Source organism: Mesorhizobium sp. P2_E7 (assembly GCF_056403855.1).
Map to the genome: position 1 here is coordinate 2,837,673 of NZ_JBFUER010000001.1, position 13,081 is coordinate 2,850,753.

Below are 13,081 nucleotides of genomic sequence, written 5' to 3' on the forward strand. Positions count from 1 at the left end.
TCTCGCCAGACGCCCTTAACAATCGCCAGCGCGGGCGGCAGCCCGAACCTAGCCCTGAGGCTTCTCACGCGGCTGCGCCGGCCTCGTTCCATTCCACTGGATGCACGCGGCCTTCTTGCCGGTGATGGTCTCGATCGACTTCAACAGAGGCTCACAGACGTCGCGAAGTGTACGGCAGTGCTCGCTCCTGCCGTGCGGTCCACGGGACATCGACAACGCATTCCCGCACACGTCTCGCAGTAAATTTGGTATGCATATGCGAGGGAGAGGGGAAAAACAGATGAAACACGATCCTGGCTTGCCGTCCGGCGCGGCGCCGACGCTCCTGTTTCCAAAGACCTGATGCAAAAGCAAAGCAAGATCTCATGTCTTCTTCAGATGTGACCGGCTCATCCAGTCCCGCAGGCTGGGGATTGGCTGCAAAGCTTTTTACAACCCTCGTCTTTCTTGGCGCGATCGCCGTCATGGTCACCGGGGTGCTCGGTTACTTCCGCGCCCGCGACGCTCTCGAAAAAGCGGTCTTCGACCAACTCACGGCCGCTCGTCAGACCAAGACGCGCCAGGTAGAAACCTACTTCCGCACGATCGAGGCGGAACTGCGCCTGCTTGCCACTTCAAAGATGGTGGCCGATGCGACACGCGAGTTCCGGACCGCGGTCGACCAACTCGACCGGGCAGGCGCGCCGCCTGACCTGCGGCAGAGGGTCGGCGATTGGTACGCTGAGAACTTCATCCCCGGAATGACGCGCACCCTGGGCCGGGAACCAGCCCTGTCGGACTACCTGCCGGTCGATGGTGCCCCCTACTTTCTGCAGTATCACTACATTGTGGACAATCCCAACCCCGCGGAGCGACGCAACCTTCTCGACGACGCCGGCGACGGAAGCGAATACTCCAGGCTGCATGCCATATATCATCCATTGATGCGCGCTGCGGCTACCACGGTCGGCTTTTTCGATCTCATGATTGCCGATCCCAAATCAGGTCGCCTGATCTATGCGGTCCAGAAGGAGGTGGATTTCACCACGTCTCTTCAGTTGGGTCCGTACCGCAGCGCCAACGTCGCGGCCGCCGTCGCCCGCTGCTCGCAGATCGCGGACCCGTCAGCCATCTGCCTCGTAGATTTCGCCTCTTATGCGCCATCAAGCGGCGCGCCGACAGCCTTCATGGCAGCACCGGTGATTGCCCAGGGCGTCGTCATCGGCGTGCTGGTCGCGAAACTGTCGAATGATGAGATCGACAACGTTGTCACCGGTAACCGCCGCTGGCGGCAGGAAGGGTTCGGCGACACGGGTGGGGCCTATCTCGTCGGACCCGATTATCTGGCGCGCTCTGGACCGCGGGCGTTCTACGAGAACCGGGATAGCTTCTTCGCCGACCTCAAATCCGTCGGCGCCTCGGAAGAGGAGATCGCCGCCATTCAGCGTTACGGGACACCAGTGCTGCATCAGCGCATCGACACCAAGGCCTCCCGTGCCGCGCTGGCCGGTGTCGAGGGCACGGGCGAGATCATCGGATACCGTGGTGTCCCGACGCTCGCTTCATGGGGACCGCTCGCGATTTCCGATCTCAAATGGGCTATCGTCGCCAAGATCGACAGCGCCGAGGCCTTTGCACCGATCGCCGAACTCCGCCGGGATCTGTTGCTCGCCGGAGGACTGGCGATGCTCGTGGTCGCGGCCACCGCCGCCTGGCTTTCGCGCGCGCTGCTCGGACCGCTCCGCGATCTCACTGCCGGGGTCAAACGCTTCTCTGCCGGCGACTATGCGACCAGCGTGCCGGTCCGCACGCGCGACGAGATTGGCGAACTCTGCTCGGCCTTCAATGGCATGGTTGAGGATCTGCGCCAGAAGAATGTCGTGATCGAGACCAAGAACCGCGAGAACGAGCAGCTGCTGCTCAACGTCCTGCCGGCACCGATCGCCAATCGGCTGCGCGCTGGCGAGGAGAGGATCGCCGACGGCTTCGCCGAGGTCACGGTCGCCTTCGCGGACCTGGTCGGGTTCACGGCACTCACATCGGACATGCCGCCGCACGACGTCGTGATGTTTCTCAACGGACTCTTCACGCGCTTCGACGTTGCCGCCAACGATCTCGGCATCGAGAAGATCAAGACGGTGGGCGACTCCTATATGGCGGTGTGCGGCCTGCCCGTGCCGGTGGCCAACCACGCCGAGCGCATGGTCCGCATGGCCATCCGCATGGTCCACATTACCCGCGAGCACGCGATGGAACACAACGTCTCGATGAAGCTCAGGGTTGGCGTCAACAGCGGGCCAGTGGTCGCCGGCGTCATTGGCAAGAGTAAGTACATCTATGATTTATGGGGTGACACAGTGAACCTGGCGAGCCGCATGGAGTCGGGTGGAGTTCCCGACTCCGTTCAGGTGACGCGCCCCGTCTACGAACAGCTCAAGGACCAGTTCATCTTCGAGCCGCGCGGCGCTATCGAAGTCAAAGGCAAGGGAAAAGTGGAAGCCTGGGTGTTGAGATTTTAGTGGCGGGGCAGCTCCGATGCCGGTTTGCCCTCTACCTGTTCGGCGTCAATGGCTTTCGCCGCCGGCGCGACTTGGGCGTCCTGAGGGGATCGGACCCGAATGTCCGCTTCACGCCTCAACGCGGTCAGCCGGTCGTCGTTCAACTCGATCCGCTCGCCGACCTGCTCAACCGAGCACCGCCCGGAGCCCTGAGTCGTCCTCGCGGAGACGTTCCTCGATCCATTGCGCCGTGCGGTCGTAGGCGTCCGAAAACAACTCGGAATGCCGACTCCAATCCATGAAGGTGCTCGAAACCTGCGGACAGACCAAGACATCCTCGTCGCCGACGGCAATGTCCTGCGGCCCGTGTGCCAGGATACTCGCCGCAATAACCTGAAGCATGCTCGGAACCTGCGGCAGGCGGGCACGGCCGAAAGGGTTCAGCAGGGCGATCGCCAGTTCCGATCTTCCGGGGATGCGGTCATAGTCGATGTGGTATTTTTGCGGTGCACTGGACCCAAAGCTCACGATGACATTGGGACCGGTCTTGAGTTCCCTCATCTGTTCCAGCGGCAAATTGTTCATGATGGCGCCGTCCACCAGCATATCGCCGTCAGCCGTAAAGAACGGCGGCAGGACACCCGGGAGCGAGCCGGATGCCCGAACGGCTTGCCAGAGTTTTCCACGACGGTGGACATGGGGCTGACGGCTGCTCAGATTGCTCGAAAGCGCAAAGAACGGAAACCAAAGATCTTCGATCAGAACGTCGCCGTATTCCTCCCGAAGGGCTCGATCGAAGGCTTTGTGATCCAGAAGCGCGAAACGCGGCCAGGTGGGGCGCCGAAACGCCCGACTCTTGACAAATACGTTGTGCGTGCCGCGGTCGATCTGCTCCGCGTCCAGCCCTCTTGCGAAGCCGGCCATCATCGCCGCTCCGGAACTCGTCCCGCCGAGATAGTCGAAGCGCCCGCCCGCCTCGACGAAGGCCTTGTAAACGCCCAGATGGGCGCTGCCCAGGGACCCACCCCCTGCCGCCACGAAGCCACGTGCCTTGCAGGAAATAAATCGGACCAGGCGCTGGATATCAGACGCGTCCTCCAGCGCAACATGATGATGCTGGCCGACATGGGGGCGCTCATCGAGCCACGCAGAGGTGCCGGAGACCGCAGCCGAGCGATTGTCGTGAATTAAGACAAGCCGACCGGTCGATGGTGAATGGACCGATAGCGCCAATTCCTCGGACGTGTTCAAGCGAGGCGAGGAGGACGCGTTCGCTAGCAGCAGAACGGTGTCGGCCTGGCGAATGCAGACTCGTGTCCATTCATTAGGTTCTTCATCCGCGACGTAGACAACGAATTCAGCTTGCGCCTCCAGTTCGTTCAACCAGTTAAGGACCGGCTGGTCGTCGATCGGACGACCTGGGAACTTCGCGTGGACGTCAAGCCGGGAAACGAACTGAGCGCGTGTGACCGCGCCGAACTCTTGCTGTAGGTGCCCGATGAAAACCGGTGAGATGCGACTTCCGCCGGCTGCAATGATGGCAAGCGTTCGGATTTTGGCAGGTTTCTGGAGACCTGACAAAATCGGAGATTGCGTGGCGAACCGGCGCGCCAGAGATATTGTGACCGCCTCTCTCAGGTTCGGCAGAGCCTCGGCCGCCTTCTCGAAATGACTACGACTGATTTCAAGGACGATCGAATCGCGCGCTGCAAGGACAGTGGCCGTACGGGGCAGCCCTGCAAAGAAACCAATTTCGCCGACCAGTTCGCCCTGCGCGATCTCGGCGACCGAGCCAATCCGATCTCCTTTGTGTACCGTAAAGCGACCGGACAGCACGACGAAGAACCTGTCCGATGGATCGCCTTCGCGAACCAGGACCTCACCGCGCCTTAGGACCCGACGGTCGGATTCGGCAGCCAAAGCCTCGAGCGCCAGCAACGACGCACGATCGAACATCAATGTCGCCGACATTAACCTCGCGGCGAGAGAGTCGGCGGAGGACATTTTGAGCCATCCGGGGAACGCATTCGCTTCGGTATTGTATCCTGTACCGCTCGTGTTTGCAGCATCGCAAGGCGATCCGAGCCGAACCGCAACGTTGCCGGCTGAGCCCGTCTAGGGGCGGGGCAGCTCCGATGCCGGCTTGCCCTCCTCCTGTCCGCCGTCAATGGCTTTCGCCGCAGGTGTGACTGGGCGCCCTGAGGGGACCCGCTTCGCGCCTCAGCCCGCAATAACTTCGAGAACCACAAGGCGGACTGCCGGGGCCGCAAGAAGCTGTCATTTTCCGCACTGGTGCGATCCGATACTTTACATACTATGTGACCTTCAATCGGGGGCCATAGCAAATGAAAGAAGAGACCGGCGTTCAGAAGTTGGTGCGCACGCTACGTGCCCGAGCACCTGATGACGCAGCTGAATTGCTAGCCAGAGAGTCTCCCGAGTTCATCCGCGACACACTGAAGCTGTTACCGGACGGGCACGCCCGTAAGGTGGCCGAGCATTTGCCACTGCACATGCGGCCCATCGGGCCTCATGACGGTGGCGAGGATATCGCGATGCCCGAGTCGCTCATCGAGCTGATGGACCCGATTTCCGCCAGCGTTCCTGTCGGGACGACAGTTGCTGCCGCAGTTGAAGCTGTCAGACGCGCCCAGGTGCCGACCGAGCTCACTTATCTCTACGTCACGGACGAGGGCAATAAACTGGTTGGCCTGGTGGTCCTGCGCGATCTGATGCTGAGCGAACCGGACGCCATTGTCGATCAGATCATGCTGCCCAAGCCGTTCGCTCTCAATGTCGATCTCCCTTTGAGCAACGCATGCGAGGCAGCGGTACGGCGTCACTACCCTGTCTACCCGGTGGTGGACGCCGAGAACCGGCTGCTCGGGCAGGTTCGCGGTTGGCGCTTGTTCGAGCAGCAAATCATTGAGATTTCCGCCCAGTCTGGCCAGATGGTAGGTGTCCAGAAGGAGGAGCGCTCTTTTACGCCCTTGTTCTCAGCCTTCTTGAAGCGTCATCCGTGGCTGCAGTTGAACCTCCTGACGGCCTTCCTGGCCGCATTCGTGGTCAGTTCGTTCACAGGCACGATAGAGAAGATCGTCACCCTGGCGGCGTTCCTCCCGGTCTTGGCCGGGCAGAGCGGAAACACCGGCTGCCAGGCACTGGCCATGACGCTGCGTGGCCTTGCCTTGGGGGATGTGGACAAAAGACCGAAGCTGCACTTGGTGATGAGAGAGGGCGCGCTCGGGATCGCTAACGGCTTGCTGGTCGGCATTCTTGCGGCTGCGGCGATGTGGTTCTACGCCTCGAGGCAGCCGGAGTCGGCGGCCCAAGCGCCCATGCTGGCACTTGTGATCCTGCTTGCCATGTCCGGAGCGTGCCTCTTGTCCGGAATCTCCGGCGTGCTGATCCCGTTGGGCCTGCGCCGGGTCGGTGCCGATCCGGCGGTCGCTTCGGCGATCTTCCTCACCACCTTGACTGATATTGTAGGCATGGGCCTGATGCTGTGGCTGGCCACCATGCTCGTGCTGTAGCAAGGCGCGTCCAGGGACGCGTCCCTGGGGATTGGGGGCAATAAGCTGGCCTCGTCGCCTTCGGAGAAATTGCGAGAGCCAGGCCGCACCGCGGACGCATGAGGAGCACCTCAGCATTTCGACCTTTGTGCAACGCGAAGGAAGACCTTTGGATAAAACGTGCGCGACCTTGAAGCCTCATCCGGTGACCGGATACGCGCAGAATCGCGCAAACAATGTAGATCTTGTTCCACTTAGGAGTTTGAATTATTTGCCACTAGAGCCGGATACTCCAATTACGTTCAGCAACGCTTGAGAAGATGTCTCGGCAAACAGCGTAGCCGAAATAGGAATGAACCCAAAAATTTGTTGCGCAGCTGCAACAGCTGCTGAGGCTCGCACGGTCTGGTGACGGTTCCGTCGCCTTTTTTCTTGTAGTCGTGCTAAATCCTTCGCACTAGTCGGGTTCGGGTGGGTTCTCGGCATGCTATCTTCGGCTCGAACGATCTTCGGCTTGGCCGCAGCGCTGCTTTTTAGCGGCGTGTTGCCGGCTGGCGCACAAGGTCTTTCTACGGTCTATGACGATGCGTTTTCGGCCCGCATCGCCAGTCCGGCCGACAATGGAACACTCGCCCAATTCGTCACGGTTGCGGTCAACGCGGGACAATACGATCAGGCGATCTCCTCAATCGAGCAGTATCTGATCAAATACCCCCGCGATGCGCGCGCCCGGCTGGCGGCCAGCCGGCTGTATTATCATGTCGGGTCCTATGAATTGGCCCGGAGGCAGGTGCAGTACGGCATCGAAGTCGGCGGTCTGACCGCAAGTGAGCAGCAGGAAGCTGTTCGCCTGCTGGCGCGCATCGAGCGCGCGTTGCGTGGCGTCACCTGGGAACTCGCCCTGACTGGAGGCGTATTCAGCGCATTCACCGATTTTGAGCCAGGCGGGGCGCAGGACGACGACAGCTTCGTCTCGCCCTACGGGCGGGCCGACGGCTTTGTTCGGTGGGACCTCGGCACGCCAAGTGCTGACGCCCTCGTTCTTTCGGGCTCGTTGACGGCGACAGAGCGTTTTTTCACGGAAGACCTGTCGGTTCCGGGTAGCGAGAAGACTTTTGTCCACGGCAACGCAGCGATTACCTGGGACAAGGGGCTGCCCAACAGTGGGATTGATTCGCTTCGCCTGCTGCTTTCCGCGTTTACCGCGACAGATCGTTTCGACAGCGATATCCACGAAACCGGCGTCGGCCTCAGTGGACGTTTCCTCGTTCGCCCGACGGTCGAGACGACCCTCTTCGCCGGTGGCGGCTACATCGATCTAAGCGCCTCGCAAGGCATTTTCGCCGATAGCAGGGTCTTCTATGAGGCAGGCGGCAGCTACCGCTTCCGTAATGGCCAGGCGCTCGGACTGCGCTTTGTCGGCTCGAATGACTTCGCTTCAGGATCTGGCGAAATCGGCCGCAGCTACACGGGCGAGGTCCGCTATGGCGGCCTGTTGATGACCGTACCGGATTTTTTCGCATGGTCGCACCAGATCGCCTTCTCGGCCGGCCACAGCGACACTCCCGATCTGTCTGTCGGCATCGGCACAAATATCAAGAGCGACTTCTGGCGCATTGCCTCGGAAAGCGATTTTCAGATGACGGAAGCCCAGAAGATAAGCGTTGATCTCGCCTATCGAGAAACCAACTTCGCCATCGCTAACCGAGACCAAAAATCGTTCGAAATGCTCATGAGCTATACGTTGACGCTCAATTGAAAGGGCCGCGATGAGGTACCGTCCGATCGCGATTTTAATCGCCTGCCTTGCCTTCGCGGCACCCTCCGCCGCTGAGACGGTCGGGTCGATGACAGCCTATCAGACCAACATCGTCCGCAATAACGGTGGGACAATGAACGTTGGTGCCGGCGTCGAACTGGGCGACCAGCTGCGCAGCGATCCCACCGGTCTTGGAATGCTGGTGTTCCGGGATGAATCCAGCGCCAAGATAGGTCCGAACACCAGCCTGACGATCGATGAATTCGTCTATAATCCGGGCTCCGGCTCGGGAAAGATCGATATCGGGATGAACAGCGGCCTGGCCCGTTTTTATGGCGGTCAGGTTTCGAAACGGGGCGTCATGCAGGTTGCGACGCCGCACATGGTGCTCGGGGCGAGGGGCGGCATCATCGAAGTGCTGGTGGCAGCCGGCCAGACCGTCGGCATACTGCGCGCCGGCCGTATGACCTGCACGATCAATGGCAAACGGCTAGTCATCACAAACCCGGGCTACGCCTGCACATCGGAAGATGGCAAGCTGCTGGCCGGCTACGGCGGAATCGACACCTTCCCGATATTGGACAGTATCGACCGGATAGCCGGTACCGGCCTGCCAGGCGCACCGGGTCCTGGATTGGACGTAAGCGCAATTTGTGCGTCGGCGCTCGGCGGCTCGCTCAAAGTCTGCGACTCCACGGACGGCGCATTGCCAGGAGTGGTCATGGAATTCCCTGACAGCCCAACGCCACCTGTGGGCAGCGGGGGGCGGAGGGGCGATGGCGAGGGCGATGGCTGCTCCCGCTTCTGCAATTAAGCCCGGTCGTTCGGTATGAGCCCCTTTGCCGATTGGCGCTGGGCTGATCGGCGTTGGGCCGATTGGCGCTGGACCGTGAGGCGCAAGATATCCGGTCTCGTGCTCATTCTTTTGCTGCTCGCTTGCCATTTGGCTTTCGACGGGCCGCTGTCGCGCCTGCGCGAACGCACGTACGACTTCTACCAGTTTCTCGCCCCACGCCAAGCGACGAGCAATCCTGTCGTGATCGTCTCGATAGACGACGCCAGCCTCAATGCACATGGGCGATGGCCCTGGAACCGTGGCCTCTTGGCCGATCTGGTCGATGGCATCACCCAATCCGGCGCGTCGGTGGTCGGGCTTGCGCTGGTACTCCCCGAAGCCGACACCTCGCCTGAGGGCATCGCCGGAGACAAGCGCCTGGCCGCAGCGCTGGCCAAAAATCGGACGGCGCTTGCCGTCAGCCTGGGCAATGAGGCGACGGTTTCAGAAGCAGAACCCAAAGCCGGCTGGTCGATCGTCGGGCAAGTCCCGGATACACTTCCCGGCTTCACCGGCCTGACCGGCTCGCTTGCCGAATTCTCGCACGCGGCCGTGGGCCTCGGCGTGATTCGCACCTTGCCCGATCCCGACGGCGTACTGCGCCATGTGCCGCTGCTCTGGATTCGCAACACCGCTCAAGGCGTGCAACTGTGGCCGTCCTTCTCACTCGAACTCCTGCGCCTTTACGCCGGACAGGACGGTTACATAGCCCGGATGAATGCAGCCGGGTTCGACGCGCTCAGGATGGCCGGCGCCATTGTGCCGCTCGAGCCGGAGGGGGGCATCCGCCTCTGGGAAACCGCCACCGATACGCCCCGCCTGTCTGCCAGCACCATCCTTTCGGGCCATGGCGATCCGCGGCTACGGAACGCTATCGCCATTGTCGACCTGTCGGCTGTGGGACTGACGCAGTACCTGCCCACGCCGACGCATCCAACGCGACCAGGCGCGGACATCCACGCCGATGCAATCGCCCAGATGCTTGCCGGGCGCTACCTGGCAGAGCCAACGCAGGCGCGAATGCTCGAGCGGCTCTGGTTTCTCCTCAGTGCCGTCGTTTTCATCGGGCTTTCCGGCATGCTCGCTGGGCGTGTCGTGGTTGGCGCCCTCGCCCTGACGCTGCTGGCCGTCACGCCGTTCGTATTCGGCGCTCTCGAGTACAGCCTGCAGGGCGCACTCTATGACCCGCTGCAGCCGGCGCTTGCAACGATCATGGTTGCGGGCTTCGAAGGCTATGTCCTGTACAGGCGCAGCGAGCAGCGCCGGTCCACCCTGACGCGACAGTTCTCCCAATATCTTTCGCCCTCCGTGGTACAGCGCCTCGCAAGCTCGGACACAGAGGCAATCCTGTCCGGCGAGAAGCGCGAGATCACAATCCTGCTCAGCGACATACGCGGCTTCACGACGATGAGCGAACAGCTCGACACCCAGGAAATCGCCAAGGTGGTCAACCACTTCCTTGGCATTGCGACCGATGAGATCCTCAAGCGCGACGGCACCATCGACAAGTTCATGGGCGATGCGGTGCTGGCCTTCTGGAACGCACCGCTTGATCAACCTGATCATCGCGAGCGTGCGCTCGAGGCGGGCCTTGCCCTGATCGAGCGGGTGAAGCTCGAAGACGCCGCTTTCACCGCGGATGGCCATCGCTCCATCGAAATTGGCGTCGCCATCGAGACCGGCATCTGCTCGGTAGGCAATTTCGGCTCCGAACGACGCTTCGATTACACCGCGATCGGCTCCCCGGTGAATCGCGCGGCACGGCTCGAATCGACGACCAAGAAGCTGGGCATCCCCCTGGTGCTTGGACCGGGCTTTGCGGCAGGAGCACCGATGCCGGTCGTCCAGGCGGGCGCCTTTGAGCTCCAGGGTTTCAAGGGCGAGGTACCGGTTTTCACCGTTCCGGAGATGCAAGCTGCCGAGCCGCGAAGTACAGAGCCAACGTGAGCAATCTGGCGCCCCCTTCCATCGTCGAGTCGAGGACGTCTTGATTCGGCCCAAAGCGGACGTGAAGAGGTAGGTGCACCCCAGCCTATAATTTGGATGGCCAACTTAAGGGCCAAGTCGTCATCAAATGCTCTCGGGGCTGTACATATCGAATGGAAACGTGATCCTAAATACCCCGTGATCAGGACCTGCGTTCTTCGCTTTCACCAGAGTTGCAATAGTCTCTGATGCAAAACGCTCTATGGGGTGTGACAGGATCAGCGAAATCGTACCGTCTATCAAAGCAGCCCGCGTATCTTCAAAGAGTTCATAGCCTACGGTAACGAAGTCTTCCCGTTTTGGAGTAGCCCGGAGTGCGGCTATCGCACCTGTAACACCGCCCCCTGAGATGAATAGTCCGCACATATCCGGATGGTCTGTCAGGAGCTTTTCGACATGTTCACGGCGCAACCACGGCTGACTCATAAGTTGGCAACGGTTCGAGCAGCGTGAATCCCGAATTATGTTCACGAAAGTAAGAACGAAACCCGCTTTCGTTCATTTCCTGGTTTCGCAATCGGTGGCTGCCCACAAGAATGCCTATTTTCCCCGGCTGTCTCACCATGCGGTCAAACGCCCAGGCAGCGGTGCGTCCTACTTTCCAATTATCGAGCCCCACAAAGCTGATGCCTCCCTTGGCCGTGAGGGGGCCGATAAGTGAAACGATCGGCACGCCGCTTTCAAGAACTGCGTCAATCGCGTCAGCAACGGCAGGATGCTGCGGCGCTACAATCGCAAGTGCCTCGCACCGCCCGCCGAGCGACTGAATATGTGCCGCGACTTTCTCCGGCGTGAGGTCTTCCATATACTCGACCGTTAGATCGATATTGCAGGCAGGATAAGCTTCCGCAGCTTGCGCAATTGAATCGCCGAGTAGGCGATAGAAGCGTCTCTCCCGTCGCTGCAGTAAAACCCCGACACGGTGGGTCACCTCTTGTGCCTTCGCCGCCTGCTTGATGGTGCCAAGTCCGTAGAAGGCGATTTCCTCAGCGGCTGCCAAAACGCGAGTGCGCGTATTGCTCCGGACCGATCCAGGCTCGGATAGTACACGATTGACCGTTGACACGGATACACCTGCAGCTTTTGCCAAGTCTGGAATGGTTGGTCTCTTCATGTCAAAAATTCCATTACTCTGGTTTCGGCATCTCAAAAAAAATCATCCGTACAAATCGTTGAGATGATTTGAGACGAATTTCTGAAGCGATCATAATCCAGATTGACCTGAAAGATGTCAACGTAGCATTCATTACGCGTTGACGGTGCTCAGCGATCTAGGAGCCGTCAGCGCTTTGGGGGAGGCCCAGCGCACAATTTGGACGAGGAGGCTCAACGTCGTTGTGTTGAGGTCGCGGACCTGCGCGTGCCTACCGGCATCGGCCGCACGGCCAAAAAAGGCAAAAAAGTATGTCGAGCCGCAGCCATGCGGCTTTAACCTGAGGAGGAATTCGACATGTCGTTCACCAAGAAAATCGCCGCCGCAGCCATGGCATTCATGCTGGCATCCAGCGCTCATGCGGGTAACACGGATATCGCCGTCATTGTGGGTTCGGCCCAAGACGGCTTCTGGAACATGGTCAAGAAGGGCGTCGATGATGCATCGCTGATGGTCAAGGCTAATGGCGGCACCGTCAATTTCATGCAGACCCAAAACTATGACAACTTCGGCCCGGACCTCGCTTCGCTAATCGAACAGGCTGTAGCCCAGGGTGCCAAAGGTATTGCTATCCCGAACTGGCTGCCTGAATCCGAAACCCCTGCCCTCAAGGCTGCGCGGGACAAGGGCGTGGTGATCATCTCCTTCAACGCTGGCCAGAGTGAGATGGATAATTACGGCTCGCTAAACTATTTCGGGTCGGACGAATATCTGGCAGGTGTTGAGGGTGGCAAGTATCTCGCTTCTCATGGCGCAAAGAAAATCCTTTGCCACATCCAGAACCCAGGTGCCGTAAATCTCGAGACCCGCTGCAAGGGCGTTCAAGACGGTGCGAAGAAGGCTGGCGCAGACACCTTCATCCTCCGTGTTCCTGCTAACCTTGACCAGGACATGAATGGTACCTCTGAAGCAATCAAATCCGAGCTGATCGCCGATCCGTCCATCGACGCCGTCATCACGCTCGCTGCATGGGCTGCAGATGCTGCCGCTAGCTCCATCGAACAGCAGAGCAAGACCGGCAAGATTGAGCTTGGCACCTTTGATATGTCGGCCTCGGTTCTGGATCGCATTTCAAAGGGCACCCAGACCTTCGCAATCGACCAGCAGCCTTATCTGCAGGGGTACCTCGCGACCTCCATGCTGTTTGCAAACCTGAAGTTCGGCACTGCGATTGCAACGAAGCCGGTTCTGACTGGTCCCGCGATTGTCGACAAGACCAATGTCGCTTCGGCAATCGAAGGCGTCAAACTCGGCGCACGTTGAGGCTGGCGCGAGGCTGAGACCTGGCCGCTAACCCGGCCGGGTCTCATCCATGCCTCCCTCTATGCACTTCGTCTGCGGCAACTGAGGATTTTGCTT

General features: G+C 60.3%; 8 protein-coding genes. 6 read left to right on the forward strand and 2 right to left on the reverse strand.

Annotation, left to right across the window (positions count from 1 at the left end):
* The first annotated feature begins 365 nt into the window (after positions 1–365).
* Positions 366–2,498, forward strand: coding sequence for an adenylate/guanylate cyclase domain-containing protein (locus tag AC1DYC_RS14005; protein WP_477407119.1), 2,133 nt, complete (start codon positions 366–368; stop codon positions 2,496–2,498).
* A gap of 165 nt (positions 2,499–2,663) precedes the next feature.
* Here the strand turns inward: AC1DYC_RS14005 and AC1DYC_RS14010 are convergent, their stop codons facing one another.
* Complete coding sequence (locus AC1DYC_RS14010) at positions 2,664–4,481, reverse strand: patatin-like phospholipase family protein (protein ID WP_477407121.1); 1,818 nt, start codon at positions 4,479–4,481, stop codon at positions 2,664–2,666.
* 341 nt (positions 4,482–4,822) lie between these two features.
* Between AC1DYC_RS14010 and AC1DYC_RS14015 the strand changes: the two genes are divergently transcribed.
* The 4 genes from AC1DYC_RS14015 (at position 4,823) to AC1DYC_RS14030 (ending at position 10,530) form a co-directional block, all read left to right on the forward strand.
* Positions 4,823–6,010: a magnesium transporter gene (locus AC1DYC_RS14015; RefSeq protein WP_477407123.1), complete on the forward strand. Its 1,188-nt coding sequence runs from the start codon at positions 4,823–4,825 to the stop codon at positions 6,008–6,010.
* A gap of 493 nt (positions 6,011–6,503) precedes the next feature.
* Positions 6,504–7,748, forward strand: coding sequence for a tetratricopeptide repeat protein (locus AC1DYC_RS14020; RefSeq protein WP_477407124.1), 1,245 nt, complete (start codon positions 6,504–6,506; stop codon positions 7,746–7,748).
* An 88-nt stretch (positions 7,749–7,836) separates the two neighbouring features.
* Entirely contained in the window at positions 7,837–8,562 is a 726-nt protein-coding gene (locus AC1DYC_RS14025; protein WP_352586370.1) for a FecR domain-containing protein, read from the forward strand.
* Positions 8,563–8,577: 15 nt separating this feature from the next.
* Positions 8,578–10,530, forward strand: a complete 1,953-nt coding sequence (locus AC1DYC_RS14030; protein WP_477407126.1) for a CHASE2 domain-containing protein — start codon at positions 8,578–8,580, stop codon at positions 10,528–10,530.
* A gap of 439 nt (positions 10,531–10,969) precedes the next feature.
* On the opposite strand, the gene AC1DYC_RS14035 is transcribed toward AC1DYC_RS14030, so the two are convergent.
* Positions 10,970–11,683 carry a LacI family DNA-binding transcriptional regulator gene (locus AC1DYC_RS14035; protein ID WP_477407128.1) on the reverse strand — a complete coding sequence of 238 codons (714 nt, stop codon included), beginning with the start codon at positions 11,681–11,683 and terminating at the stop codon, positions 10,970–10,972.
* A 336-nt stretch (positions 11,684–12,019) separates the two neighbouring features.
* Between AC1DYC_RS14035 and AC1DYC_RS14040 the strand changes: the two genes are divergently transcribed.
* Positions 12,020–12,985, forward strand: a complete 966-nt coding sequence (locus AC1DYC_RS14040; protein ID WP_477407130.1) for a substrate-binding domain-containing protein — start codon at positions 12,020–12,022, stop codon at positions 12,983–12,985.
* The last annotated feature ends 96 nt before the right edge of the window (positions 12,986–13,081 follow it).

Excerpts from the sequence above, each read along its gene's own strand:
- AC1DYC_RS14005 (WP_477407119.1), top strand. The coding sequence starts at position 366 with ATGTCTTCTTCAGATGTGACCGGCTCATCCAGTCCCGCAGGCTGGGGA.
- AC1DYC_RS14010 (WP_477407121.1), bottom strand. The coding sequence starts at position 4,481 with ATGTCCTCCGCCGACTCTCTCGCCGCGAGGTTAATGTCGGCGACATTG.
- AC1DYC_RS14015 (WP_477407123.1), top strand. The coding sequence starts at position 4,823 with ATGAAAGAAGAGACCGGCGTTCAGAAGTTGGTGCGCACGCTACGTGCC.
- AC1DYC_RS14025 (WP_352586370.1), top strand. The coding sequence starts at position 7,837 with ATGACAGCCTATCAGACCAACATCGTCCGCAATAACGGTGGGACAATG.
- AC1DYC_RS14030 (WP_477407126.1), top strand. The coding sequence starts at position 8,578 with ATGAGCCCCTTTGCCGATTGGCGCTGGGCTGATCGGCGTTGGGCCGAT.
- AC1DYC_RS14035 (WP_477407128.1), bottom strand. The coding sequence starts at position 11,683 with ATGAAGAGACCAACCATTCCAGACTTGGCAAAAGCTGCAGGTGTATCC.
- AC1DYC_RS14040 (WP_477407130.1), top strand. The coding sequence starts at position 12,020 with ATGTCGTTCACCAAGAAAATCGCCGCCGCAGCCATGGCATTCATGCTG.